Below are 26,987 nucleotides of genomic sequence, written 5' to 3'. Positions count from 1 at the left end.
CTGTGTAAAGGTAAAGCTGGGCCTGGTAGTTTCCAAGAGGTAACCGGTTACCAAAGGGAAATGCATAACAATTGGAAACTATATGGAAGGTACTTTCGTGTATGAAAAACAATCCACTGCTCTGCGACACCGAAAGCGGCATTTGCGAATTGCCGTCGGCACCTGCCGAAAATATTGAAGGCACTGTCGAACCGGGAACGAAACCGGTCAAAATCATTTATTTCACAGATCCGATCTGTTCCACATGCTGGGGGATCGAGCCGCAGCTGAGAAGGCTGAAACTGGAATACGGCCAGTTGGTGGAGCTCGAATACCGGATGGGCGGCCTGTTGCCCGACTGGTCCTATAACAGCGGGGGAATCAGCAAACCGAGCGATGTGGCGCCGCATTGGGACGAGGTAAGCCATTATTACAAAATGCCCATTGTCGGCGACGTATGGCTGGAAGATCCGTTGCATTCGTCTTATCCGCCTTCGGTGGCTTTCAAGGCGGCACAGATACAGGATGAGGACAAGGCTATCGCGTTTTTGCGGAGAATCAGGGAGATGGTGTTCCTGGAAAAGAAGAATATCACCCGATGGGAGCATTTGTCGGAAGCGGCAGGTTATGCCGGATTGGACGTTGCCCGGTTTGAGCGGGATTATCAAACCGACGCGGTCACGATGTTCCGCGAGGATCTGAAACTGGCAGCTCAATGGACTGTCCGCGGCTTTCCAACGCTCCTGGTTTTCAACCGGGAAGGGCTGCATGAAAAAGTGTATGGCTTTAAGCCCTATGACGTGTTCGAAGCTGCGATCGCCAAAATGCATCCCGGTGCGCCCAAGGCCTGGTACAGCAAAAACTGGCAGGACTTGTTCGGCAAATACCCGACCCTCACCACACAGGAATTTGCCGTGCTGGCGGGCCAGGATTTCGACGCCGCGGACCAGCAATTAGGCGCGCTCGCCGGGGAAGGACTTCTGGCAGCCTTTGTCACACCCAATGGTACCCTCTGGAAATCGTGATTCCCTGATCAGAGCGCGAAAAGGAAGCCGATGCTCAATGCCTGTGCAAACTGGATTTTCGTGCTCTGGTCCTTATCGTAAACCACGATAGCGCCCAGGTTCACATTCACGTACTTATTAATTTTGGCCGTCAGCTGCGCATCCAGGCGGTTGTCAATCTCCAATGGGTCCTGGAAGGTTGAAAACATCAGATACCTGAATTTCAGATTGACATCCTTGGCCACGTCCTTGTCGAAGTTGGCTACGAGCTGGATCAGCGCGGCTTCCGTACGCACACGCTTGCCTATGGGAACACCGTAGTTTTTCTGATCGGGTGTGTTGACGTACAAGTCGCGGTCGACGACGATGGTCTGCCGCAACGCGCCGGGCGCGAGGTCGACGAAGAAATAGGGCGCAGGGCGGTACTCAATACCGATGGCTTCGGTGAGGTAGGCAGGCGAGAGCAAGCCGGAGACCTTTTTCTTGAAAGCGACCGAATCGGTGGCGGCGCTGTATTCATAACCCGCCGCGAACTGCGACAGGAAGTTGATGTTGGCGAAGAGGCTCCATTTCGGGGAGAGCTCGCGGTTGTATTTGGTATCGAAGAAAATCCGGTCGACGTTCTTGCGGCTTTGCTGGCCTTTGTTGCGCACAATACCATATTGCGACTGGAAGTCGTTTCGCCACGAGTTCTTACCCGTCTTTTTTTCGTTCAAGGCATTAAAAAATACACCGAGCGCGACGGAGTTGACACCGCCGCCCGTCCAGTTGGAGCTAAACGATCCCTGGTTGAGATTGGCACCGAATTCGATCTTGTGCCAGGCCGTATCCTTGGCTGTTTTCAGCCGGCCGGCATTGATGGTATTGGAGAAGTCGGCTTTGTTTTGTGCAAATGCTGCTGATAATGAGAAAATAAGGAAAAAAACTACAACCGGAATTACCGTCCTTGTGCGCATACCCGAAAAAATACTATTTAATAATCGGGCGAATATATTCGTGTTGTGGCGTTTCAAGCAAGTTTTTTGCTGGTAAAATTTGCTTGAAAAGGGCTCGCTATCGCAGTGTGGCCCTATATTTTTACTTTTTTGCCACCGATTTCTTTTTCGAAGCGTTGGCCTTCGGGTTATGGGCAAGACAAAGATTGATCCAATATTGAAAATCTTCACGGGTACGCATGCCCTCGTCGCTCACGTACACGTAACCCTTCATAGGCCTGCTGGCAAAATCCATTTCGCGGCATCCCGGACGCTCGATGGCCGCGTCGAAGGCCTCTTCGCCAACCCGGCACATCATTTCTTCTCCAATCACCCCGACACACATTTTGTCGTTGACCATGTAACAAACCCCTCCGAACATCCGCTTCTCGATTACGTTTTCCTGTCCTGACAACGCTTCCCGGATGCGATCGCTCAATTTTTCGTTGAATGCCATAATATGAAAGATGAAATGGTGCTATTTAAGGTAGTTATATTTTTTCAAAACTTAAAATGCCCAAATTCGAATACAAAGTCATTGATCAAGAATGTGTTTTTGTTAATGAGAGTAATTTCTATTTTAAAAATGCAGCTTATTGTTGAAATAGATAATAGAATTTTGGCTAATGCGAATATGGAATAGTTATTTATTCACGTTCTGTGATAAACTGACTCACAAATCTCCATTAGTTCATGAAAAAAACGATACAATGCTCCATTCTTTTCGCGGCATTATTTTTATTTCTTCACCTGGATGTTGCTGCCCAAATAAGTGTTGGTCTCCGCGGCGGTGTCAATTTCTCGAATTTGAGAGTGCCTACTCCCATTGAATATAAATCAAAAGCCGGTGTCAACGCAGCATTGCTGTTCAATATGCCGGTTAACCGGTATTTCAGCCTGCAAGTGGAACCGGGGTTTTCCCAGCGCGGCGCGAAATTTGATTTTGACGGGGTATGGCTTGCGGGCCCTGCCGGACAGAGAACCCGGACTTTTGGGGAAATTTCGTTGGGCTATGTTGAAGTGCCCGTGCTGTTTCAATATAAACCGCGTATAGGCAAATTCGAAGGTATTGTGTCGCTGGGCCCCGAATTCCGGTTCCGTTTAGGGCCGCAGAAAATAAAATCGACTACCCAGAAATATCAGAATGGAGTATTGTTGGAGGATAGTTATACAGAATATGATCTCACACAACCCAATGGTTACCGGGCATTCGATTTTGGTTTGACAGGAGGCGCCGGAGTGGCTTATCCCCTTCAATTTGGAAAAATATTTACCGAGGCGAGATACCATTATGGGCTAAGAAAAATGTCCGATGCAGATTTATACAACAAAGGGGTTTCCATACATTTAGGCGTTTTGATACCACTTAAAAAATAGTATTGTAAAAATTCGTGTGCTATTTGTTTTGGACTTAATTCCGAAAATGAATTTTTAACTAATAGTTCGGACGGCGTGTAGCCTACAATTAGGTTCTGTTTCAAAGCCTCCCTTCGGGTAATTTTCCCGCCTTCATCGACTGGATTTGCTGCGGTGTAAATGCGTCGGTATAAAGCGCCGGATCGAGGTGGTAACAGCGGAACAGTTCGGCGATAAAATGCATGCGGTCCGGCAAATCGGCCCAGTCGATCGCGCCGCTTTGAGCCAGGCTGTCGGGGGTGGGATCTATTTTCGAAAGCAACGCGGTCAGGTCCGTACACGACAGGTGCAACAATGCGGCCGGGTAGGACTTGTTCAAATCCTTTCCGAGCGAGAGGTGCAGGTCCGGTGGAATTGTCAATGTCATGAGGTGCGCGGTGAGTTGTTCCCTGACAATGCTTTGCAAGCGCGTCATCAATAGGTCGATAGCGACATCCAGCCGGGACGTTTTGCCAGTGATTTTCAGATAGGCGAGCCGGATGCGCGCCATCCTGCTGTCGGGTGGGAAAAAGGCATCTATGATTTTCTTCCGGACAAGCTCCTTGTCTATGGTAAACGCCGCATTCAGCGACGCGGCAATTTCCGGTTGCAGTCGCGTCTGTTCATGGAACCCGATTTCAAGATTGGCGAGCAGCTGCAATTCCGTCCGCAACTGCGCGTCTTCTTCAAAAAATGCCTGATGGTAGTGGGTAAACGCCTGTTTGAGATATTGCTGGCCGTCGGGAGGGTTACCTGGGCGCAATGCGGCACAGAATGCATTTAACCGCTGCTGGTCAAATGCATTATCTCCGAACCCGGCATCAAAGAACCGTGCAAATTCCCAGCCGATCTCCTCGAAAACCTTGCGGTTACCCTGGGCAACGGCTTCGCTCGTCGCATCGATGATGCCCGCCAGCCAGGTATTATGGATAATGCCGGGCAGTTTTTGTTGCAAAGCACCGTCGATCCCCAGTTCCCTTGCAATGCGCCAGATCAGTTTCAATTCCTCGATTTGGCCGAGGTTCAGCCTGGCTTCCAGGCTCCGCAGCAGGTCTTCGCGGCGGATGCTCTGCCCAGCCTGCTTCGAGGCCCATGTAGCGAATGTACACCAGTTGGCAACCAGACCGGTGCGGCTAACGAACGCCGTTGAAAGTTCGCAATAGCACTGCGTAATGCGTAAGTTGCGGATCGTGGCATCGGAGATCGCCGCGATGGCCCGTACTTCGTCCGGGGAAGGTATATGCATAACGGATTGTTTTCCTTGTGGGATTAAAAATAGCAAAACGGCAGAGGCGGAGCGAAATAACCTAGTGAAAGGTGCGGAGGTATCCGCCATTACGATAATATTGCGAAGGTTTCGCTTCGAAAGGCGACAAAATCACGATATTCCGATATGACTAATCCCAAAGGCCGTTTTCTGGCAAATGTGTTCCCGCTGGTGGCTGGCCAGGCCTTTTTTCAAACGGCGGGAATACTGGTCGCGGCATTATCCGGGCTTGTCGGGTACAACCTGGCCGCAGACAAAGCCCTGGCGACGTTGCCCGTCGCGGTGGTTAGCATCGGCACGGCCTCCGCGCTGATTCCCGCGTCGATGTTGATGAAAAAATACGGACGAAAGCGTGGCTTTATGGTCGGGATCGGGCTGGGGTTTTTGGCAGGTGCATTGACCTCGCTGGGTATCTACCTGGTCGATTTCCGGCTGTTCATCATCGGCAATATGTTTGTCGGGGCATACCAGGGCTTTTCGCAGTATTACCGGTTTGCGGCGGCGGAGTCTGTGCCGGAGGCCGACAGGAGCAAAGCCATTTCGTGGGTTGTTTCGGGCGGTGTGTTTGCCGCCGTTGCCGGGCCGTCCATTGCGCGGCTTACCAGGGATATTGGTGACATACCATTTCTGTATTCCTACATATCGATCATGGCCTTGTCGGTTTGCGCTTTGGCGGCAGTCTCCCGTATCCGGCACGATACGCATGAAGCCGCTATTCAGGAGCCTGCACACGACGGACGTCCGCTTTCGGAGATACTGAAACGGCCTGCATTCATCGGTGCCATTACTTCTTCCGCAGTGGGGTCTGCCGTGATGGTGATGGTAATGACCGCCACGCCCATTACCATGAAATTATGCGGGTATAACGCAGACGATTCGTCGCTGGTTATTCAATGGCACGTGCTGGGCATGTTCGTGCCTTCTTTTTTCACCGGTAATCTCATCCAGCGTTTTGGTGCAGTGCGGGTTATTTCCTGCGGTATTTTCATATTTCTGCTGCATTTGTCGCTGGCCTTATCGGGAACCGCCATTTTTCATTTTACCACCGGGCTGATCTTCCTCGGCATAGGCTGGAATTTCATGTTCATCGGGGGCACCGCGCTGCTGACAAAATCCTACGCGAATGGCGACCGGGCCAGAAGCCAGGCGTTTCATGACTTCCTGGTATACGCAGTGGCCACTTTGTCGTCTTTCATGGCTGGGGCCGCCCTCGACCATTGGGGATGGAATGTCGTGAACCTGATCGCCGCTCCATTGTTGATCGCTGCTTTTGCGGTCCTGCAATGGTATGCCATGACGGAACGAAAGTCGCAAGTTACTTAATAGGAGGGCGATCGGCTCCGGTTAGAGAGGGTTGTAAACGTGCTATTTCTTTTCTGCAATCCTGTCGCCCAGCAGTTTGGTTTCGGCTTCGGTAAGCTGATCGACCAATGCATATCGTTGCGTTTTCGTAATGGCCATCTCATCCATAGCATCGACCATGTTTTTATAGCGCGAAACAGCGGTTGGTTTGATTACCACAATCAGCGAACGTTCATCGTTTCCTTCGCGAGGCAAGGCGGCGACACGTTTTTTCGCGGCGAAGATCACATTCCTGAGGTCGAAGCCGGGACGAGTGGTTTTGAGTGACAAGGCAGCTCGCTCATCCGTTGCGGCAATGCCGTCGAGGTAATAAACTGCATCGTGATTGCCCAGGAAAAGGGTCAAAACTCCGGATGCACGGATGGGCTCGGTGTCGACGACGGTGTTTTTTTCGGGAAAGAAGACCGACATCGATGTAGGCTTGCTCATGGTGGTCGCGAGCATGAAGAACGTGATCAGCAAAAAGCCGAGATCTACCATGGGTGTCATATCGACGCGGGTCGAAATCCGGCTTCTCATTCGGCCGGCACCCGCGCTGCGGGCATTGCCGGATACTTCAATTGCTGCCATTGGTCAGGTTGGTTAGTGGTTGAAAAGAGTGGTTAACCTTGTTGATCAAATATATAATTTAATTTAATATAAAAACAAACTTTGCGTAGTCTTTTTTACAAGGCCTTACACTGCGATTTTCGGCTGGCGGAGCATTTTAAGATGTTCGGAGGGCGTAAAACCGGTGATTTCCTTGAAATAACGATTGAAGGAGGATTTGGCCTTGAACCCGGATTTGTAGGCGAGCGAGAGGAAGTTGACCTCTTCCGGCCGGGCCGACGACAGCGATTCGATCTGTTTCAATGCGTAGGCGACGCGATACTCGTTGATGTATTGGTAGAAAGATTTTCCGGCCAAACCATTCAAGGTCTCCGAGAGGTGGTATTTGTTAATGCCCGTCAGGCTGGCCAGCTTGTCGAGGCTCAGGTCGCAATCGGTGAAAAAGTGGTGCCGGTGCATTTGCTCTTCCAGCGAGGCCCAGATTTCCTCCTGTTTTTCCGCCGGTAACACTGCTTTTTTGGACAATGCCGCTTCCGTCGTTTCGTTTTGCAGCAACTGCGGCGGTGCGGTCGTACCTGTGGTGATCTGTTCGGAAAAAACCGTAACAGCCGACGCTGCACCCGCCACATATTTGTAATACACAATCAGGACGCAGATTCCGCTCAATGCAGTGTAAGTAACGATCCGGACGGGGATCATCAGGTCGGCGTGAAAGAATGTGTTGGCAAAATAGACCGGCGCGGAAATCAGGACCATTCCCAGAAAGCACCATGCAATAATCGATACAATACGTTTCTCCACGACTTTGCTTGCTTCAAAGCTGTTCCGGAGCCGCAGGGCGAGCGTCGCGTAGCCGATGTCGGACGCCAATATGCAGGCGTAACTACCCAGGTTATACCATTTGAGCAGCTTGTACCCCGATGTACCCGAAAACAGGATAACTCCAGCGATGGTAAAATAGGCGATTGCGCCCGTGATGAAGGGGAGGAACACATACCAGCGCGTGGCGGGCACGAAGGTGTCGTCACTTACTTTGCGCGCATACAGGTACACGAGTGGCCCGTAGCAGAAGCCGATAAACGTATTCATCTGCTGCCTTACCTGCTCGTCGCTCACAAAGTTGTAAATCACAAATTTGATCGAAAGATGGCAGGCGATACATGCGATAAACATGATCAGCAGCGTGTCGGCGCTCGTCCGCACTTTGCCTTTCCATAGCATACCCGCGGCGACCACCGCCTGAAAGATGCCGATTGCGATAATGTGATGCATGTATGGGATAGTTGCTCACCTGCAAAGGTACATGCCGAATGTTACCTGGGTGTTAACGAACCGCTTGTCATCAGTTTCCGGGCTGCTCCATTTTGTTTCTTAATGATTTATTAATAGTCGGACAACTGGTTGTTATCCAGTGTGATGCTGGTATCAGCCCAACGAGTGGGACGTTGCTCCGTACCAGTTGTTGGCGTGGGTTGAAGCCGGGTAGGCGCTCCCGCACCTTTGCCGGAAACAATTTCGGACAACGATGTACACTTTTACAAAAAACGGCCCCCTCACCGGAAAACACTTCAAATACCTGCGGCTATCGGCGGTGCTGGTAATGCTCTCATTCGGCCTGCATGCGCAGACGATCAAAGGCGTGGTGATCAGCAAGGAAGGCAGCCTTCCCGGCGCGACGGTCGGGATGCCGTCCCACCAACTGTTTGCCTCCACGGAAATCGATGGCTCGTTTACCCTGAATGCGGCCCGGGAGGGAAGCTCGCGGCTGGTCATTTCTTATGTGGGCTACGGCAGAAAGGAAATCGACATTACCATTGGCAAAGGCATTACTGACCTTGGTAATATCGAACTGCGGCCCGACGAGCAGAATACACTCGGCGAAGTGCTCGTGACAGGCAGCATGGCGCCATCTCAGATCAAGGCGATGAGCATAAAAAGGAACGCGAATGCAATCATCGATGTGATGGCCTCGGACGCCATCGGGAAACTGCCCGACCGCAATATTGCCGAGGCGGTACAGCGCATGCAGGGCGTCGCGGTGGCCAGGTACCACGGCGAGGCCGATCAGGCCACGGTTCGCGGCACGCCTTTCGCGTGGACATCCACACTTTTCAACGGGAGCCGGCTGCCAAGTTCGAATGTACTCGGGAACCGGTCGTCGGTACTGGACGCCGTCCCTTCGGAAATGATCCAGTACGTGCAGGTGGCAAAAGCTGTCACGCCCGATATGGAGGGAGACGCCATCGGGGGCGCTATTAATTTCATCACGAGAACGGCCCCGGCTTACCGGCAGCTCAATGCAAGCCTGGCGGGAGGCTACAATTCGTTTTCAAAAAACGGCACTTACAATGCGTCGCTGATCTATGGCGACCGGTTTTTTAAGGACAAGCTGGGCGTGGTGGTGGCCGGCGCGATCTGGGACCGCCAATGGGGCGCCGATGCCTTTGATGTAAGCTATAATACGAGCCTGGCCGATCCTGTACAGAAGAAATCCATCAATTCGGTGATGTTCAAACGGTATATGGGGAAACGCCAGACCATGGGTTTGAGCTTAGGCATGGAATATAAACTGAATGGTGCCAATAAGCTGTTTTTCAGGGGGATGTTGAATAAATTCAATGATATCCGTCCGGTATCGGAATCCTACATTGACTATTCTAACAGCCGTTATCAGTACAATTACCGCTATTCGCATTACCAGACCGCTATTCGGGGCGGCGAAATCGGCGGGGACCACCAGCTTTCGGCCAGGCTTAAACTGGATTGGTCGGTAAGTGATTATACTTCAAAATACTTCCTAGAAACCCCGCCTACCTACGGGACCAAAGGCTTACCGATCGCGACTTTCCGGCAGAAAATCACGGGCGGGTTCAAGAACCTTTCGTCGGATGGCAAACGCTACTGGGGCTTCGATTCACCCGACGGCTCAGGAGGCGACCCGATGCATTTCGATGCCGGGTTAGCCAATGCCTCTGAAACGATGGACCCGCAAAAATTGCTGCTCCAGCAACTGGTCATCGCGCAGCTCGATAACAGCGAGCACGACCGGAATGCCCAGCTGAATGTGCAAACGGAAGTTTCGAAAACGATCAAACTCAAATTCGGCGCGAAGTACCGGCACAAATACCGGGAAAGCACCTATGGTTCGAGCATTGTGTTCATGCCAGGAGCGGCGCTTGGTGTGCCCAACGCCCCGGCGATGCTGTCCCTGGCCGGTTTGCAAACGGCTAAACCGGCACGCGGAACTGAATTCTTTGGCCAAATGCCCGGCAGCCATAACCAATATCTGATGGACCCGCTGACGAAGGACCAGTTGTTTAACCTGTACCGTACGGAATCGCTTTCGAAAAACGGGTTCGTCGAAGTGACGCCGAAAACCAACCCGACGGCACTCTACGAAGGCTCCGAGCAAGTGGCTGCGGCTTATGTGATGGCCGAATACCAGCTCAGCGACCGGCTTCGCGTCGTGGGTGGCGTGCGCAACGAGTACACCTACATGGACCTCGAGGGCTCGGCAGCTACTATTGCCGGCACGCCGGCCACGACCGTGATCACGCCTACCAACGTGGTGAACCGTTATAATGCGCTGCTGCCGATGCTGCACTTCAAATATGCGGTGAATGCCCAAACCAATGTGCGTGCGGCTTATACCAGGACTTTCATCCGCCCGAACTTCGGCGATATGACGCCGGGCACTTCCATCGACAATACCAAAACGCCGATGACCATCAGCCAGGGTAATCCCGATTTGAGACCTACATTTTCAAATAATTTCGATTTGATGGGCGAGCATTACTTCCGGAATATCGGCCTTCTTTCCGGCGGGGTTTTCCATAAGCGGATCGAGGACGTGGTGTTCTCCAATATGGGAATGCAGAAGATCGACGGGAACGATTACCTGGTGACGCAGGCCAAAAACCTTCAAAATGCGTCACTACTGGGTTTCGAGGCGGGCATTAACAGAAGGCTGGATTTCCTGCCCGGTTTCTGGTCGGGATTCGGGGTGGAGGTCAACTACACATTCATCGACAGCCGCGTAAAGGTGCCGCGGGGGGTGGAAGGGAATGTCAGCACGGACCGTACCCAGTTACCGAACCAGTCGAAAAACCTGTTTAATGCCATCCTGTTCTACGAAAAGAACAATGTGATGATACGGCTCGCCGGGAACTACCGCGGGGCGTCTGTCGAAACCATCAACCAGCAGCTCGGGCCTGACTATTACATCTGGACCGACGCCAATTTCACCATCGACGCTTCGGCCACCTATACGATCAACAAGCGCCTGCGGGCATTCGTGGAGCTTAACAACCTGAGCGATTCGCCTGTCAAAATGTATATAGGCGACCGCCGCCGGACTACCTCCACGGAATGGTACGGCCGCAAAGGACAAGCCGGGCTGCGTTGGGACATCATCAAGTAATTAAATCCATTTCATTAATACTGACTCATGAAAAAACTGATTTTCTGTTTAGCATTTCTCATTCCCCTGATTTCATTCGGCCAGCTCGCCGACAGCACACGCCGGCTCGTACACGTACGCGGGGCTGTTAACTTCCGCGATGTGGGCGGTTATAAAACCACCGACGGTCGGCAGGTAAAATGGAACAGGGTATTCCGCAGCGCATCCATCCAGGGACTGACACCGTCGGACCTCGATACGCTACGGGCAAAACAGATTTATACCGTTATCGATTTTCGCGGCAAGCAGGAATCCGCCCAGGCGCCGGATCGTCTGCTGCCTCAAACCGACTATTTGCTGAGCCCGGCCGGAAGCGACGACGGTATGATGTCGAAAGAGCGTATGAGCCAGATGTTCAAAGGGGACGGCTTTCTGGAAGAGTTTTATGGAAAAGGAGGGATTAAATACTTCGGAGAACGGTACCGGCCTCTTTTTCAGAAATTGCTGGTCATGAATGACACCACCGCGATGCTTTACCACTGCACCGGTGGCCGCGACCGCACCGGGATGGCAACCGCATTGTTTCTGTACACGCTCGGCGTTCCAAGGCAGACAATCAATGAGGATTTCACCGCATCCAATATTTATCTGCGGCCCATGATGGGACGAATGATGAAACCCCTGGCCGAACAGACGGGCATGAGTGTGGAGCAGCTCAATAAGAAAATGGAACTCCGGCCCGAACTGCTGGACATTTTCTTCGAGGCCCTGAAATCCGAATACGGCAGCGTGGAAGCATTTATGCAGAAAGAACTGGGGATTGGGGAGAAGGAACTGGGGGTGCTGCGAGCTAAATACACCATTTAATGCGATACCAAATAAATCCGCCAGCAAAGCTGATTTGCCGGCGGATTTCTATTTTCCTCGCGCGGAGGCGCCTTCATATTCCTTCAAACATGTATCCAGCGGCTTGCCCTGGTTGTAGATGCAGTCGCAAAACTGTTGGCAGGCTTCCGGGCTACTGTTGCCCGGGCAGCCATTCGTGCATTCCTCGGCGGAATTACCGGGGCGGATGTCGTACATGTAAAGGTTGCCGATGATAACCGCCGCAATGACCGCGATCACGAGACCGAAGAATGCGAAAGGGAATTTGTTGCTGCCCGACTTGTAGGTCGGTATGCCCAGGTTGGTCGTTTTAAATGGCATAATGTACCGGATCCTGTCGAAGTACCAGCAAAGCAGGTAGCTATTCGCGAGTAAGATTAGCGTGACAATGCGTGTACCTTCGAAACGGGTGGCATGGACCAGCACGAATATATTGAACATGATAGGGAAAGCCATGAGCGCGCCCAGCACAGCCGTACGCGGAATGAGCAATAGGGCAGCGGTGATCAGTTGCCCGGCGCCGATGAACGTATAATAAAAGCCGGTCAAATGCAGCGCATCGAAATAATGCCCCAGCGGATGGTTGGAGGGCAGTGCCGTGAACCTTTCTCCCATGACCTTCACCATGCCCGAGGGAATAAAGGCCATCGCCACGCCAATGCGGCAGAAAACGGCGAAGTAGCGAAACCATTTGTTCCCTTTCGCTTCCAGGTAAAATGCAGCCAGGCGGTTTAGAAGACGCATATCGGTTTTAAAATTTTTCAAATATTTAAAAAGTACTTTGCAATTCAAAGTAAAATGGAGAAATCTTTTTTGATTCTTGAAAGATAGCATCATGCTTATTGTCTGTGGCGAATTTTCGACAATGAAATAGTATTAATTATTACTCAACTGGTGGTTACAATGGCCTAGATTAGCGGGTCGCAGACTTCTCTAATCAACCGTCATATGCAAAAAACATTTTTACGAACCGCGCTGATAATAACCCTCGGATCAGGCATTCTCAGCACCACGTATGCACAGGTGGGCATTGGCACGCAGACGCCCGATGCCAGCGCGCAGCTAGACATCGTTTCTACCGCCAAAGGCCTGCTCGTGCCCCGCATGACCTCAGCCCAGCGGACAGCCGTGGTGAATCCGGCCGAAGGTTTGTTGGTGTACGATACAGACAGCAAACACTTTTGGTTTTACACGGGCGGAAACGGCTGGGGCAAGCTGGACAATGAGCCGTTCACATTGCCTTATGCCGCCACGCAGAGCAGTGTTCCCGGTTTGATGACGATCACCAACCAGGCTAACGGATATGCCGCAAGTTTTAAGGTGGACCAGATTCTGAGTACCAGTGCGGCCGTGCGAGGGGAAGTGAATTCTCAATTTGCCAATTTCGGAACAGCAGGTATTCTGGGGATTGCTTCGGGCGGAGCCGGAACGGCAGGGACTTTTTACGCCAATAATCCGGACGGGAACGGGGACGCGGTTATTGCGAAAACGGATGGTGACGGTGATGCCATTCTGGCTCAGGCGGGCAAAGAGGGCCATGCAATTCATGCTTATCACGCGAATGCAGGAAATGCTATTACGGCAACCGTATTAGGTGCAGCGTCGGGAAAGGTGGCTTTCTTCGAGAGCACGGCCCAGAACAACACTAACAACGTTGTCGAAATCAATACGCGGGGCAAGGGGAATGCCTTCCTGGCTAATCACAGGGGGACGGCCGGCAATATAGCCGTTTTTCAGACTGCCGGGGCGAACGTCGCCCGCATCGACAGGGCAGGTGTGGGGTATTTCAATGGGGGCACGCAAAACTCCGGTGCCGACCTCGCAGAAGCTTTTGAGGTAACGGACAACATTGCCGACTACGAACCGGGCGATGTGCTGGCAATCGCCACGGAAAAAGACCGGACGGTCGAGAAAAGTGCCGGTGCTTATTCCGCATTGGTGCTGGGCGTGTACGCCACCAAGCCCGGCGTGCTGCTCACAGACCAGCCGGTGGGCGTGGAAGCGATCGGCAGGGTACCTATGGGTGTGGTGGGTGTGATCCCCACAAAGGTGTGTACCGACGGCGGGGCTATTCGCCGGGGCGATTTGCTGGTGACGTCCTCGCGCCCGGGTGTGGCCATGAAAGCCGATCCCGGGCAGGTGAAACCGGGACAGGTGATCGGTAAGGCATTGCAGAACTACGCCGGGGATGGGGTCGGGAAAATCAATGTATTTGTCAATGTCAAATAGGTAAAAGGGCTGCCTGACAGCCGGCAGCCCTTTACTACTCGCTTTTCAGGATTTTTGCCGGATTGCTTCGCGCGGCCCGGGCGGTTTGAGAGCCGATCATGACAAGCGCAAGTAACATGACGATCAACGCACCGCCGAGCATTTCGGGAATGCCGATGGGCTGGCGATAAGCAAAGCGGGTAAGCAGCACTTTGTCGAATAGCAGGTAGGTGGCAGGCAGGGCTATCAGCGCAGCGACGGCCAGCAGCGTGATGAAGCCCCGGCAAAGCAGGTACATCAGTCCCGGCTCACTGGCACCCAGTACTTTACGTATGCTGATTTCCTTCAACTTGGTTTCAGTCGTGAATACGACCATGCCGAAAAGGCCAAGTGTCGCGATGCAGATAGCCAGGAACGCCAGAAAGCCGATGACTTTTACCATCATCGAAAACTGGCTGTATGCGTCTTCAATCTGGTCGTCATAAAAATTCGCTTTCAGCGGGTGTACCTTGTCGAACCGTTTCCAGGCCGCTTCAATTTTTCCCATCGTGCTTTCGAGGTCGGTGGGAGCGATTTTGAGGTTCAGGTAGCCCCATGGTTCGCTTTGGGAATAGCGGAACATCACGGGTTCGATTTTGTTTTCGACGGTTCCGTAATGAAAGTCTTTCATCACACCGACTATCGTCAGGTCTTGCCCGTCGACCGACAAAACATGCCCTAATGCCTTCTGCGGATCGCGCCCGCCTATATTAAACCGTTTCAGAACCTGCTGGTTGACGATCAACTCGCTTTCTTTTCCTTTTTCCGGACGCAGCTTGAAGTTGCTGCCGCTCATCAGTTTGTGTTGGTGAATAGGAAGATAGTTTTCGTCTACCGTATTGACCCAAATCAATGCGGAATCTCCGGGCGACGTGTTGCTCGGACGATATTTTACATCAAAACCATACATGGATCCCACGCTGGGAACCATGCTGGAGTGAGATATCCGTGTCACTCCGGGGATTTCAGAGAGTTCTTTTTTCAATATCGCTGCGTCGGCACCATTAAGTTTGATATTCAGGATGTTTTCGGTCGTGAAGCCAAGGTCGAAATTCAGGAAGCCCTTGTACTGGCTGTACCCTACGAGCGTGGTGGCGATGAATACCAGCGAGAGGGTGTATTGTGCCACAATCAGCACCCGCCGTAACCCGATGTGTTTGAAAATCCGGAGCCCGGAAGCATCTTTCATGGCAGACAATGCATTGATTTTCGAAAAGAAAACCGCCGGAAGAAATCCTGCGACCAGGCCGGTAATGATTGCCAGCGCGATAAACGAAAGCACGGACGGAACTGAAAGGTCGAGTTTGAATATTTCGGGAATATGCGGATCGAGCGCCAGGAATTCACGCCGCAAAAGCAGGTACAACCCGAAAGAAAAGAGCAGTGCCAGGAAGGCGATCATGACCGCCTCGATCATGAATTGCCCCAGTACGTGGCTCCTGTGCGCGCCGATGATCTTGCGTACGCCTACCTCGCGCGAGCGCCTGAGCGACCGTGCGACCGACAGGTTGGTATAATTGAAGCAAGCCGACAAAATGATCACAAAAGCGAGCCCGCCTAATATCCAGAGCGTAATAGGCTCCATACGCGGCCCCATATTGTTGGACAACTTCCGACCCAGGGCGATATCTTTCAACGGTTGGAGCGACAATGTTACTTTTCTATGTAGCAGGGCCTTGTTTTCTTCAGCACTGATTTGATTGAGTGCCCGCTGTATGGCTGCTGTACTGCCGTTTTTGGAGAGGGTCATATAGGTATAGTTGGACCATACATTATCCCAGTTATAAAATCCATCCTGCTTTTTGCCCATCGTTGCATCCGCGCTGGCGAACGACAGAAGGGCATCGAAATGGATGTGAGAAAGATGTCGAACATCCCTGGCGACGCCGGTAATCTGGTAGTCGAGCGTATCGAAGCGCACAGTCTTGCCCAAAACATGGGTATTACCGAACAACCGCTTTGCCGTTTTTTCTGTCAAAACCAGCGAATAGGGCTCTTTGAGCGCCGTTAGCGGATCGCCTTCGACGAGTGGAAAGGTAAATACCTTAAAAAATGACTGATCTGCCCAGGTACCTTCGAGGGGGAACGTGTGTTGTCCCACCTTGGCATCCCCTGAAAAGCCATTCCGCAGTATCGTAAAATTCTCTACACCCGGAACGTCGCGGGCAAGCCTTTGGGCGGTTCTTATGGAGGTGGACGCGAGGTCCGTCGACGCATTGCCGTCGTTCTGATGATGGGTGATAACCCGGTAAATGCGGTCCCTCTTTTCATGGAAATCATCATAGGAACGCAGGTCGTTCACGATGGCGATCACCAGCAACCCGACCGACATGCTCACAGCAAGGCCGACGACATTGATGAACGAAAAGAGTTTGTTGCGGACGAGGTTACGTCTCGAAGTCCTGAAATAGCTGCCGAGCATCATGAAATAGGTTAGAAAAGTGAGAGGTTCTATTTTGCGGATGGTATAAGGCCGCAGAAACTTGATTACGTCGAGCCAATAGGTCAGCCGGGCGCGACGGAGACCTTTCCGGCCCACATTCCGGATAAAGTACTCGTAGAGATCGCCTTCCAGATCTTCGAGCAGCCGGGGCCGGCAATACCATCTCAGGAAAGCCGTGGCCCATTGCGGAGGTTGCGGATCCTTGTTCATATCGAGCCTTCCAAGTTAAAGCCGGGGATATTCCGCCAGATGGCCTCGCGCAGCTCCTTCGCCCGCATGAGCGCTACCTTGCCCGCATGCGTTACTTCATAAAAGCGCTTCCGTTTGCCGCCCCTCGTGGCGCTGGCATCTCCAAGATGGCTTTTAGCCAGCCCTTTTTCTTCCAGCCGGTTGAGCACGGCGTGGACCACACCCAGCTTGGCCGAGCGGCCTGTATACCTCTCCAGTTCATCACAAATCGCCACGCTGTACGCTTCGGTACTGAGTGCTGCTATGGTGAGTAATACCAGTTCTTCAAACTCGCCAAGGTTAGTCCCTTTCATCTGGCCGACAGTATGTTAGTCTATTTAGTCATTAAATGTATGTATTATCGAAATATAAAGTCATGTTTTGTATGTAAAATATTTTTTTGAAACAGTCATTTATATCATCTGTTGATCCTTATCATCTTTATCCCCGGTCTGATGGGATGGGGCGATGGGATTTGTGCAATGGGGTAGGGGCAAAAAAAGAGGTTGCCGATGCCGGCAACCTCGCTGTCAAAAGTCACTATTCATGACAATACATAACTATATCTGACTATTCCTGACGACACCGCACGCTACCAGCCCGGATTCTGGCCCAGGGCCGGGTTTCTGATGCGATCGGGTTCCGGAATGGGGTAGAGGTATTTCTTATCCGCCCATTCGCGTGCGCCGGGGTTCCACATTACCTCACCGGAAGTGCCTTTCGACAGCTGGATACGACCCACGGCTGTCGACGGGCTTACATCCACGAATGCAATACCCGGAGTGGTCGAAGTAGGTTTGGTACCCTGATAGAAATACACGTCATTCTTGCCGTCGCCGTTCAGGTCGTATTCGCCGAGGGCTGGCACATACATCCCGTTCATCGGCGTATCCTGAAACAGGTTACCCAGTTTCCATCTTCTCAGATCGTCGGGACGGAGGCCTTCGAAGACCATTTCCGTTCCTCTTTCGCGCAATACTTCGAGCAATACCGCATTGTTGAACTTGCCGCCGAAGAACGACACCATATAAGGATCGGCTGTGGTAGGAAGGCTCGTCAACGTCGCGCCTGTGATTCCCGCACGTTTGCGGAGTGCGCCGATGGTGCTGGTCCATTCCGCATCGGTCATCTTGTCAAGCTCGGTCAATGCTTCCGCTTTGTTCAGGAGCACTTCTGCCCAGCGCATGATGATATGCGCGTTGTCGTTACGGCTTTCATCGTCGAATGGAAAGCGTTCGTCGTAGCACCATTTGATCGGCTGGTAGCCTGTGTAGGTCTGGCTGAAATTAGGCGGAGCAATAACAGACACGCCGTTTTCGGTACGCGTGTAATCGCCGGTGCGGATGGTTTGCTTCAAACGCAAGTCCCGGTTCTTGACCTCTTCCACGAAAGGAGTTGTTTCGTAACCCTTTTTGCTGGTGAAAGGCGTACCATCCAGGTTCAGGTAGGTGTTTACAAAACGGCGGGTCAGGCTGGGACGGTTGCCGTAGGTAGGACTGATGAACCGGCGGTTGGCCGAGCTGTACACTTGCAAACTGGCGCTCAATGCAACCGAAAGAATGGTTTCGTCGGCGAACGCGCTTTTCGCGATGAACAGTTCGCGGTAAGCCCTGTCCGGCGAGGTCGAATGCAGCGTGTAGCCGGTGATCGCATTGGCTTCCTTCACCACTTCCTCATACCAGGTATTGGCGGTGGCCTGCTTGTTGTCCTCGGTATGGTATTTCCGCCACGATGCCTCGAACAATGCAATCCGCGTTTTGTAGGCGCGGGCCACGTTTTTGGTAATGCGCGTCACCGACGGGTCGGAGGTGAGCGTAATGTTCGCGATCGCGAAGTCGAGGTCCGCAAGTACTTTGTCCATTACTTCGTAACGGTTCATACGCGGGCCGTACAAGGTAGCATCGTCCTTTACGTCGATCGTCTTTTCGATCCAGGGTACATCACCGAACCTTTTTACCTTATCAAAATAAAACAAGGCCCGGAAAAAGCGCGCCAAGCCGAGGTAATGGTTTTTGGTAGCGACGGTGCTTTTTTCTGTGTTTTCTATAAAATAGTTGATGTTGCGCAGCTGTGACCAGCTCCACCCGCTACTGGTGATCGGGCTCAATGCATTCACGGCCAGGTAATCGTCTACGCCATTGCGGGCTACGAGGTCGGAGTTGTCGTCGATCTGAAAAACCCCTACATCCGTGTTGGGGAGCAGGTCGTAAAAGGAGGTGGCGTACAATTCCAGGCCACCTTCCGAACTGAAAACTGCTTCGTTGGTAGCAGTATCTACCGGTACCTCGTTGAGGTCGCAGGAGCTTGCCGTAGCGAGCAGCATGACGGCAAGGGTATAGCTAAGTATTTTTTTCGTCTTCATAAATTCCATTAGAAATTGAGTGACAATCCGACCGATACGGACTTCAACATCGGGTAATTATATCCATCGCCTGAGCCGCCGCCGCCGAGGTCGCGGTCAGATCCGTAAATACTCGTCACGTCGGTGTCGCGCGTCCACTTGTACAGCGGTGACCATGTCCAGAGGTTTTCGCTGGATACGTAGATTTTTAGGTCGCGGGCGTGGATTTTCGAGGTAATGCGCTCCGGAATGGTGTAACCTATTTGCAGGTTTCTCAGACGGATATAGCCTACATTCTGCATGTAGCGATCGTTGGCCACCTGCAAGGCACGGCCCGAGCCTTGTGCGATATAACCTACCAGGCGCGGCAGGTAAGCATCGAAGTTACCCAGCTCCTCGCGGTACATATTATCCTGCTGCCAGCGTGGGTACGAGTTGTAAGGGCGGTTGTATTGCCCCCAGAAACGCGCTTCCGACGATGGGTACCAGTTTTGTTTCAGTACCCCCTGGAAGAAAGCGCCGAGGAAAAAGCCGTTCCAGTCGCCCGACAGGTTCATGCCGTAAGTATAACGTGGCTCGGAGTTACCGATAATGGATTTGTCGCCGGAGTTACCCACGCGGTTCAGTCCCTGGTAAATCACGTTGTCGCCATCCAGGTTCTGGAATTTGAGGTCGCCCACGTAGTTTTTGCGGGTGTTGGTATTGGGGATGTTCGCTTGTGAAGGAGATTCGGCGATTTCAGCATCCGACCGGAACAGGCCCGCTACTTTATATCCCCAGATCTCACCCACACGCTGGCCTTCGTAATAGTCGGTCAGGTTTTTGTCGGGGTTGTTATATTTGGTGATGGTCGCTTTGTAGTCGGCCAATGTGAAGCGGACATTGTAATGGAAAGGCTTCGAAGCCATGTTGAACTGGTCATCCCAGGTGATGGAAAGCTCCCATCCGTTGGTCTTCAGATCGGCGTAGTTTCCTTTTGGAACGGTCGTTCCAAAAACTGCGGGGACGGTTGGTCCTACCGTGAACATATCGGTCGTTTTGCGCTGATAAATGTCTCCCGAGAATTGCAGGCGGCTGCTCAGCGCATGGAAATCAAGACCAAAGTTGGCGGTCGTAGATGTTTCCCAGGTCAAACCGTCGGGTACGACACCCGGCATGCTGGTAGCTTGCGGACGGATACCGTTGATCACACGTCCCGATTGCGAAATGCCGAATTTCTCATAGAATGCATAGGGATCGATATTACCGTTGCCCAATGAACCATAGGAAGCGCGGAGTTTCACATTGGAAAGGATTTTAGGGCTTACCTTCCAGAATGACTCCTCGGATACCCGCCATCCGGCTGATACCGACGGGAAGAATGCCCATTGCTGGTCGGTCGGGAATTTGGAAGAACCGTCGTAACGTCCGTTGACTTCGAGCAGGTAGCGCTCGCGGAAGTTGTAATTCAAACGGAAGAATCCCCCCGCAATGGCCCATCTACGGTAACGGCCGGCCGTTGTAATGCTCTGTCCGAGTGCTAGGTTGATATTGTCGGCGTCGCTGTAAACGATACCGTTACGCTGCGCAAAAATACTGTCGGCCCGCGACCTTTCGTAGTTGAAACCGGCCAGCAAGGTGAAGTTATGCGCGTTGTTGAATGACTTCACATAATCCGCATAGAAGTTGGTAGCGAGGTAGTTGATCGTGTTTCTGCCTTCCGCGATGTCGTTGGTGTTGGTACCGGTGTAGCCGATCACCCCTTTGGCGCGGCTGTATGGCACCGGCACGCGCACCTGGTGCGTAGCAAGGTCGGTGTTTTGGAAGGTCATATTTGCCCGGAGCGTCAGCGCTTTTTCGAAAAACTGGGCTTTCAATGCGGTCTGGTTTTTCAGGAAGCGGCGTGTCTGGTCCTGCGCGTTGCGTCCGTAGTAGTAGTCGCCCACGGTATAAGCCGCCGAGAAGGAGAGTGTTCCGTCCGGGTTGGTCAGCGGTGCCAGCGGGTGGCCTTCGTCGGCGATGTTACGGTAAATACCGCTTCCCTCACCGACGTTCAGCGGCTGGTGGTATTTCATCGACGAGAACTCGGTGTTATTGTCCACGCGCAACCACGGGGTGAGCTGTACCCCGCCTTTACCACGGAAGTTGTACATGCTGTATTTGTCGGTGTTGTAGCGGAACAGACCGTCCTGATTGTTGAAACGGCCGCTCAGCAGGTACGTTGCCTTGTCGGTACCACCCGCGATGGAAAGTGCGTGGTCCTGGGCGCTGAGGCGCTTTTTATACAACTGTTTGTACCAGTCGGTGCTGTAAAAGTATTGGTATTCGCCGGTGTTGGGGTTCACTTCCACGCGGGGCAGCGACTGGTCCTCGTATCTTCTCTTGATCTCGGCCAGGTAAGCAGGAGAGAAAGCGATGGTCTTGTTGATCGCCGTCGGTGTGCTGCCGTTATCGTTCCAGCGTGACCATGCGTCGCTGAAACCCTGCGCCCAGGGATAAGAATCCACGATATTGTCGGGCACTTCGGTTGGAGCTTTAATAGAATAGTTAGCCGAATAAGAAACCCGCATTTTACCTTCGGGAGCCGGTTTTGTAGTAATCAATACCACCCCGAATACCGCACGGGCACCGTAAATGGAAGCCGAAGCCGCGTCTTTCAGTACCGAAATGCTCTCGATGTCCTGCGGGTTCAGCATGCGCGGGTCACCTTCCACACCGTCGATCAGCACCAATGCGCTTCCGTTCTGGCCGATGGACGTCGTACCGCGGACGTTGAACGAGGGCGATTGGGTAGGCTTGCCGTCGAACATCCGGATGTTCAGGTTGGGAACCGTACCTACCAGGCCTTGTGCCAGGTTAGGGACCGGACGGTTCTGTAATACTTCCTGTCCTACTTGATCCACGGCGCCGGTCAGGTTCACCTTCTTTTGGGTACCATAACCTACCACTACGACTTCGTTGAGCGACTTGCTGTCTGCCTTCAATGCAACATCAATGGTCGACCGTGTACCGGTCGCAACTTCCTGGCTCGCATAACCTACATACGAGAATACCAGTACGGCGCCGCCGTCGGAGATTTCGAGGGTATAATTACCACTTGCATCGGTGACCGTACCGGCCTGGCTGCCCTTGATAACGACATTCACGCCGGGGATACCGTCGGGAGTGTCGCCATCCGTTACGCGACCTTTAACCTGGCGATCCGCACTCACAATGCTCTTGTGTACGTTACCGGGTAGGGTGCCGGTTTTAGGGGTCGGGGTTGCCCAGGTCGTGCCGCCGATCATCGCGAGCAGCGCCGCATGGGCAATCGATTTTTGTAAGGTGCCTGCGCCAAGCGGCCACCTTTCTTTACATCGATACATATGGGTGTAGATTTTGGGTATGGTGAATGAATTGAGTTAGTTCCGGTTTTGAGGCGACAAAATTGGGCAATCCGCATTATTTACGGCTGCCGCGAATCGCTATTTAACAATATCATAATCTGGATTGACAGACGCGTTAGGGGGGATTTACGCCTCCAAAAGTCAAGAAAGGCTGAACAAATACTGTATTTGTTTAATTATATGGTGAAAAAATAGTAAAAATAAAATAGAGGAGTGCTCTGGCGGTAGCAATGGGTGACATAGAGGAGAGCAGGTGCGGAGAGGGGCGGTTACGATTGGGAGCCTGCGATAGCGGGTTCTCTACGAATGATTGTTAATTTTAAGCGTGTTTAATGATTAAACTAAACCTTATGCAATTTAAATCAACCTCGCTGGCAGCTGCGCTGCTCCTGTTACTGACTGTTAGCTTCCAATCCCTGGCGCAAACCGGCCGCCCCGATCCCGAGAAGAAGCTGACCGAATTGGGCATTACGATACCGAAAAAGAACCCGGGAAAAGGGAACATTCTGAGCGCGGTGCGCGTGGGTAATCTCATTTATCTTTCCGGCCACGGCCCGGACAAACCGGGTGGCGGGCAAATTCTGGGGAAGGTAGGGGATGACCTCACTGTTGAGCAGGGAAAAGAAGCCGCCAAACTTTGCGGTATCGCATTGCTGGCTTCCTTGAAACAGGAGATCGGCGACCTGAAAAAGGTGAAAAGAATCGTAAAAGTATTGGGCCTGGTCAATTCCACGCCCACTCTGACCCAGCAACCACAGGTCATCAACGGCTTCACCGATTTTATGGTGGAAGTTTTCGGCGAAAGCGGCAGGCATGCCCGTTCCGCGATTGGTGTAGCGTCGTTGCCTTCCGGTATTGCTGTGGAGATCGAGATGATCGTCGAAGTGGAGCCGTAAGCAGTTTTTTTGTTGGAAAAACCTTATTATTGAGTGTATTAATCCAAAACCACCAGCACCATGGCTACCGTAAACATTTACCTCACTTTTAACGGCAACTGCGAAGAGGCCTTTAACTTTTACAAATCCGTTTTTGGCGGAGATTTTCCGTATGTAGGCCGTTTCGGGGAAATGCCACCGGGCGACGCCTCATCGGGAGAAGATGGCAAAAGTATGAGTGACGAGGATGCAAACAGGATCATGCATATCAGCTTGCCGATCAGCAAGGAAACGATCCTGATGGGTAGCGATACCGGCGGAGAATGGGCGGCGGGCTATCAGCCTGGGAACAACTTTTCGATCTCGGTCAATGCCGAAAACCGAGGAGAGGCCGATACCCTTTTCGCCGGACTTTCGGCGGGTGGGCAGGTGACCATGCCGCTGGCTGATATGTTCTGGGGGGCATATTTTGGAATGCTGACCGATAAATTTGGGATCAACTGGATGGTCAATTACGACGATCCGGAAAAAATGCAGGGTAAATGACCGTCGGACAGGTACTAACACAACTTGAAGCGCTCGGATCTGAAAAAGTGCGCGCCATGAACACGAAAAATGGCGCGCACGCTAATCAGTTCGGGGTAAAAATGGGCGATATCAGGGCCATCGCGAATAAAATCAAGGTTGACCATGAACTCGGTCTGGCTTTGTGGGAGACGGGCAATATCGAAGCGCAGCTGTTGGGTATGCTGATTATGAAGTCCAAATTGCTGTCCGTCGGCGAGCTCGACCGGTTGGTGCACGGCGTCAACTACCACTGGGTCGCCGATTGGTTTTCGTCCTATATCATTAAAGACCACCCGCAAAAGGAAGAGCTTCGCGAGGTGTGGATGGATTCGGATTATCCGTGGGCAGCCCGTGCGGGATGGAGCCTTACCGCCGGGCGTGTGACGCGCAACCCCGAGGGGATCGACGTCCCGGGCCTGCTCGATCGCATCGAATCCGAAATGCCCGCAGCGCCGTCGGAAGTGCAATGGACGATGAACACTACCCTGGCGCAGATCGGGATCCATTTCCCGGAGCTTCGCGCACGTGCGCTGGCGATTGGCGAAAAGCTGGGCATCTACCGCGATTACCCGGTTTCGAAAGGCTGTACATCGCCGTTTGCGCCAATCTGGATCAATGAAATGGTGAGCAGGCAGAATAAATAATGGCCGCCTAGCGTCTGATCAGGAAAAATCCTTTATCATAGCCGGCCTTCACGTGGTCGATCTCCATTTCCTGCTCGCCCGCGACGAACGATTCGAACTCCATTTTGATTTCGTAGTCTTTAAAATGTTCGAGGAACCGTTTCTCGTTGAAAAACCATGCAGGGTAATGTGCCTCGTAGATTTCCGGCGGTACTACCTGCAGTGTCAGGCGGTCGGGGCGATCGGCTTTGATGAATGCTGTCCTGTCGATGAGGATGTATTTGAAGTCATATTTTTGGATCTCTTCCAAAAACTCATGCGGCTTTTCGAGGTATTGCACTACGCTCGAAAGCAGCAATAGGTCGGCCTTCCGGGCCTTCATGCTTTCTTCGATCGTGAAATGGAATTTCAGGATGTTATCTTCGAAAAACTTCTGTCCGCACCGCACATAATTTTCTTGCTCAACAACGCTCCAATGCAGCTGCACAGCCGGCGGGACGACGTCCTTTACCTGGTAATAGGTGCTGCCCAATGATCCTCCGAAATCCAGGACGTTCAAATTGTTACCACGTTCGACGGCGGCGTAAAGAAGGGCGGAAATGACCGAGTAGGGGTAAACTTTTTTATCAAACAATACCGAATCGCGCTCGTAAACTGCCTGGCCATTCTTTACTTTCAGGAGCGCGTTCTTTGTTTTGTCCAAAATCGCTTCTGCTTCGTAGCCTCCCGACAGCGCAGTGAGTGCTTCCCATTTCTTATAGTCGCCAAACCAGCCGTACGGATTTTTTTTCTTCGGTTTAAAGAAGCCCATAGTAGTCTTTTAGGATCGCCTGCAATTTAAGGGTTTATTTATTAACTACATTATAATACGATCTTAGCATAGTCAACTCGATGATAATGAGCAGGGTTGCGTATTATATAACTGATAGTCAATTAATTCTGTACATAATTTCCAACCTTGTTTTAGGGAAAATCATCCGTTGTATATTATTTTATCAACCGAATGGGTAACTACATTCGCAATTAATCAGTGATATTTGTAGTAGAAGTTACCCTCTTCTACCCCTAACATACTTTAATGCAGAATTTTTGCACCCTTTTTAATTCGGGCTACCTCTCGCGGGGATTGGCGATGTACAATTCGCTGGTCAGGCTAGGGTCGGATTTTCATTTGTACATTTTCGCTTTCGACGACGCTTGCGACGTTCTGCTGCGCCGTCTCAATTTAGCGAATGCGACGATTATTTCCCTGCACGAATTCGAAACGCCCGAACTGCTCGCCATAAAAAGCAGTCGCACGCCGGGGGAGTATTGCTGGACTTGTACCTCTTTCACGATCTGGCACTGCATTCACCAATTTTCGCTCGATCACTGCACCTATCTTGACGCCGACCTGCTGTTTTTTGCCGATCCAAAGGTCCTGACGGACGAAATGGGTGAAAATTCGGTATTGATCACCGCGCACCGGTACGCCGCGCAGTACGATCAGTCGGAAAACAGCGGTATCTATTGCGTTCAGTTTGTTACTTTCAGAAATACGGACGAAGGGCTTGCCGTGCTGGCCTGGTGGATGAATGCTTGTCTGGAATGGTGTTATGCACGCTTCGAGGACGGTAAATTCGGGGACCAGAAATACCTCGACGACTGGACGGAGCGCTTCGCGGGTGTGCACGTGCTCGAACATGCGGGTGGAGGGATAGCGCCCTGGAACGCAATCGATTATTCCTGCGAAAATGTAAACGGAGCGCTGTTTGTTCAGAAACCAGATGCTGAGAAGGTTCCACTCGTGTTCTATCATTTCCACGATTTCCGGTACTGCGTCGATAAGAGCTTCCGCCTCACCGCCGAACAGTACCGGCTTCCGGAAAGTATGATCCGGCTCGTGTACAGTACCTATATCAAAGCACTCGCCGTTGCGGAGTCCCAAATCCTGCTGGCTGATCCCGAGGCCGTTTTCCATGAGCAGCCGATGGTCCTGAAATGGATCAGTGTCAGCTTGTCGCGACGTATACAGTTTGGCTTACGGGGGCGCTATAAGAATTATACAAAAAAGAATGCACTAACCTAATCTAAATCGTAAACACCCCTTGGCTCGTTTAATCAATCTGAAAACCTTTACGGACACCCGCGGCAGCCTGACCGTGATCGAGCGTGTGATCCCGTTCGAAATCAAACGTATTTTTTACGTCCATGGCCCCGATCATTTCAAAGCCGGCGGAAAACGCCAGCATATGAAGCAGGCGGTTATTTGTCTGAAAGGGAGTTGTCTGATCTCGAATCACACCGGCAGCGAAGAGCAGCACTTCGTCCTGAATACGGCGGATCAATGTCTGTTGCTGGCGCCCGAAGACCGGCACGAGATGCTCGAAATTACGGACGAATCCATCCTGATGGTCCTCGCTTCAGAGCCGTTTGAGCAGGACGAATGCGTGCAGGAGCCCTGCGAGTATGAATTTTCGCTTACCTAACGGGTTGCTAACAAGC

At 52.1% G+C, this 26,987-nt stretch carries 22 protein-coding genes; 11 read left to right on the top strand and 11 right to left on the bottom strand.

What is annotated here, in order from left to right:
* Positions 1 to 101: 101 nt before the first annotated feature.
* Positions 102 to 1,004 (top strand): ClpXP adapter SpxH family protein, encoded by a 903-nt coding sequence (locus J7619_RS11750; RefSeq protein ID WP_291198183.1) that lies wholly within the window; start codon positions 102 to 104, stop codon positions 1,002 to 1,004.
* 8 nt (positions 1,005 to 1,012) lie between these two features.
* Here J7619_RS11750 and J7619_RS11745 read toward each other — a convergent pair whose 3' ends face one another.
* Together J7619_RS11745 and J7619_RS11740 are read right to left on the bottom strand one after the other, a co-directional pair.
* Positions 1,013 to 1,939, bottom strand: coding sequence for a DUF3078 domain-containing protein (locus J7619_RS11745; RefSeq protein ID WP_291198181.1), 927 nt, complete (start codon positions 1,937 to 1,939; stop codon positions 1,013 to 1,015).
* Positions 1,940 to 2,060: 121 nt separating this feature from the next.
* On the bottom strand, positions 2,061 to 2,414 hold the full coding sequence (locus tag J7619_RS11740) for a TfoX/Sxy family protein (RefSeq protein ID WP_291198179.1): 354 nt from the start codon (positions 2,412 to 2,414) through the stop codon (positions 2,061 to 2,063).
* A gap of 236 nt (positions 2,415 to 2,650) precedes the next feature.
* On the opposite strand from J7619_RS11740, the gene J7619_RS11735 reads away from it, so the two are divergent.
* Positions 2,651 to 3,334, top strand: coding sequence for a porin family protein (locus J7619_RS11735; RefSeq protein WP_291198177.1), 684 nt, complete (start codon positions 2,651 to 2,653; stop codon positions 3,332 to 3,334).
* Positions 3,335 to 3,434: 100 nt separating this feature from the next.
* Here the strand turns inward: J7619_RS11735 and J7619_RS11730 are convergent, their stop codons facing one another.
* A complete protein-coding gene (locus J7619_RS11730; RefSeq protein ID WP_291198175.1) occupies positions 3,435 to 4,598 on the bottom strand; it encodes a hypothetical protein in 1,164 nt (387 codons plus the stop codon).
* Between the two features lie 147 nt (positions 4,599 to 4,745).
* Here J7619_RS11730 and J7619_RS11725 point away from each other — a divergent pair, with 147 nt between their 5' ends.
* Complete coding sequence (locus J7619_RS11725; RefSeq protein ID WP_291198173.1) at positions 4,746 to 5,942, top strand: MFS transporter; 1,197 nt, start codon at positions 4,746 to 4,748, stop codon at positions 5,940 to 5,942.
* A gap of 42 nt (positions 5,943 to 5,984) precedes the next feature.
* Here J7619_RS11725 and J7619_RS11720 read toward each other — a convergent pair whose 3' ends face one another.
* Both J7619_RS11720 and J7619_RS11715 read right to left on the bottom strand, forming a co-directional pair.
* The gene (locus J7619_RS11720) at positions 5,985 to 6,551 is read right to left on the bottom strand and encodes a biopolymer transporter ExbD (RefSeq protein WP_291198171.1); all 567 of its coding nucleotides are present in this window, start codon (positions 6,549 to 6,551) and stop codon (positions 5,985 to 5,987) included.
* 105 nt (positions 6,552 to 6,656) lie between these two features.
* Positions 6,657 to 7,802, bottom strand: coding sequence for an AraC family transcriptional regulator (locus tag J7619_RS11715; protein ID WP_291198169.1), 1,146 nt, complete (start codon positions 7,800 to 7,802; stop codon positions 6,657 to 6,659).
* A gap of 253 nt (positions 7,803 to 8,055) precedes the next feature.
* On the opposite strand from J7619_RS11715, the gene J7619_RS11710 reads away from it, so the two are divergent.
* Together J7619_RS11710 and J7619_RS11705 are read left to right on the top strand one after the other, a co-directional pair.
* Positions 8,056 to 10,950 carry a TonB-dependent receptor gene (locus tag J7619_RS11710; RefSeq protein WP_291198167.1) on the top strand — a complete coding sequence of 965 codons (2,895 nt, stop codon included), beginning with the start codon at positions 8,056 to 8,058 and terminating at the stop codon, positions 10,948 to 10,950.
* A 27-nt stretch (positions 10,951 to 10,977) separates the two neighbouring features.
* Positions 10,978 to 11,796 carry a tyrosine-protein phosphatase gene (locus tag J7619_RS11705; protein ID WP_291198165.1) on the top strand — a complete coding sequence of 273 codons (819 nt, stop codon included), beginning with the start codon at positions 10,978 to 10,980 and terminating at the stop codon, positions 11,794 to 11,796.
* A 48-nt stretch (positions 11,797 to 11,844) separates the two neighbouring features.
* On the opposite strand, the gene J7619_RS11700 is transcribed toward J7619_RS11705, so the two are convergent.
* Entirely contained in the window at positions 11,845 to 12,558 is a 714-nt protein-coding gene (locus J7619_RS11700) for a DoxX family protein (RefSeq protein ID WP_291198163.1), read from the bottom strand.
* Between the two features lie 204 nt (positions 12,559 to 12,762).
* Between J7619_RS11700 and J7619_RS11695 the strand changes: the two genes are divergently transcribed.
* The gene (locus J7619_RS11695; RefSeq protein ID WP_291198161.1) at positions 12,763 to 14,043 is read left to right on the top strand and encodes a hypothetical protein; all 1,281 of its coding nucleotides are present in this window, start codon (positions 12,763 to 12,765) and stop codon (positions 14,041 to 14,043) included.
* Positions 14,044 to 14,077: 34 nt separating this feature from the next.
* On the opposite strand, the gene J7619_RS11690 is transcribed toward J7619_RS11695, so the two are convergent.
* The 4 genes from J7619_RS11690 to J7619_RS11675 form a co-directional block, all read right to left on the bottom strand.
* On the bottom strand, positions 14,078 to 16,714 hold the full coding sequence (locus tag J7619_RS11690; protein ID WP_291198159.1) for an ABC transporter permease: 2,637 nt from the start codon (positions 16,712 to 16,714) through the stop codon (positions 14,078 to 14,080).
* Positions 16,711 to 17,046 carry a PadR family transcriptional regulator gene (locus J7619_RS11685; RefSeq protein WP_291198157.1) on the bottom strand — a complete coding sequence of 112 codons (336 nt, stop codon included), beginning with the start codon at positions 17,044 to 17,046 and terminating at the stop codon, positions 16,711 to 16,713. The genes J7619_RS11690 and J7619_RS11685 overlap by 4 nt, the downstream gene beginning before the upstream one ends.
* Positions 17,047 to 17,324: 278 nt before the next feature.
* Positions 17,325 to 19,094, bottom strand: a complete 1,770-nt coding sequence (locus J7619_RS11680; RefSeq protein WP_291198155.1) for a RagB/SusD family nutrient uptake outer membrane protein — start codon at positions 19,092 to 19,094, stop codon at positions 17,325 to 17,327.
* 8 nt (positions 19,095 to 19,102) lie between these two features.
* Positions 19,103 to 22,417: a TonB-dependent receptor gene (locus tag J7619_RS11675; protein ID WP_291198153.1), complete on the bottom strand. Its 3,315-nt coding sequence runs from the start codon at positions 22,415 to 22,417 to the stop codon at positions 19,103 to 19,105.
* A 371-nt stretch (positions 22,418 to 22,788) separates the two neighbouring features.
* Between J7619_RS11675 and J7619_RS11670 the strand changes: the two genes are divergently transcribed.
* The 3 genes from J7619_RS11670 to J7619_RS11660 are packed head-to-tail and all read left to right on the top strand — an operon-like array spanning position 22,789 to position 24,524.
* The gene (locus J7619_RS11670; protein WP_291198151.1) at positions 22,789 to 23,334 is read left to right on the top strand and encodes a RidA family protein; all 546 of its coding nucleotides are present in this window, start codon (positions 22,789 to 22,791) and stop codon (positions 23,332 to 23,334) included.
* Positions 23,335 to 23,394: 60 nt separating this feature from the next.
* Positions 23,395 to 23,859 carry a VOC family protein gene (locus J7619_RS11665; RefSeq protein ID WP_291198149.1) on the top strand — a complete coding sequence of 155 codons (465 nt, stop codon included), beginning with the start codon at positions 23,395 to 23,397 and terminating at the stop codon, positions 23,857 to 23,859.
* Positions 23,856 to 24,524 (top strand): DNA alkylation repair protein, encoded by a 669-nt coding sequence (locus J7619_RS11660; RefSeq protein ID WP_291198147.1) that lies wholly within the window; start codon positions 23,856 to 23,858, stop codon positions 24,522 to 24,524. Before J7619_RS11665 ends, J7619_RS11660 begins: the two co-directional genes overlap by 4 nt.
* 7 nt (positions 24,525 to 24,531) lie before the next feature.
* Here J7619_RS11660 and J7619_RS11655 read toward each other — a convergent pair whose 3' ends face one another.
* Positions 24,532 to 25,314 (bottom strand): methyltransferase, TIGR04325 family, encoded by a 783-nt coding sequence (locus tag J7619_RS11655; protein WP_291198145.1) that lies wholly within the window; start codon positions 25,312 to 25,314, stop codon positions 24,532 to 24,534.
* 267 nt (positions 25,315 to 25,581) lie between these two features.
* Between J7619_RS11655 and J7619_RS11650 the strand changes: the two genes are divergently transcribed.
* Together J7619_RS11650 and J7619_RS11645 are read left to right on the top strand one after the other, a co-directional pair.
* A complete protein-coding gene (locus J7619_RS11650; RefSeq protein WP_291198143.1) occupies positions 25,582 to 26,571 on the top strand; it encodes a glycosyl transferase in 990 nt (329 codons plus the stop codon).
* A gap of 19 nt (positions 26,572 to 26,590) precedes the next feature.
* A complete protein-coding gene (locus J7619_RS11645) occupies positions 26,591 to 26,971 on the top strand; it encodes an FdtA/QdtA family cupin domain-containing protein (protein WP_291198141.1) in 381 nt (126 codons plus the stop codon).
* Positions 26,972 to 26,987 lie beyond the last annotated feature (16 nt).

This window comes from Dyadobacter sp., assembly GCF_017744695.1.
In the GTDB taxonomy this organism is placed as follows: Bacteria; Bacteroidota; Bacteroidia; order Cytophagales; family Spirosomataceae; genus Dyadobacter.
The sequence above is the reverse complement of the archived record's forward strand: the minus strand, read 5'-3'. Positions and strand labels throughout refer to the sequence as shown.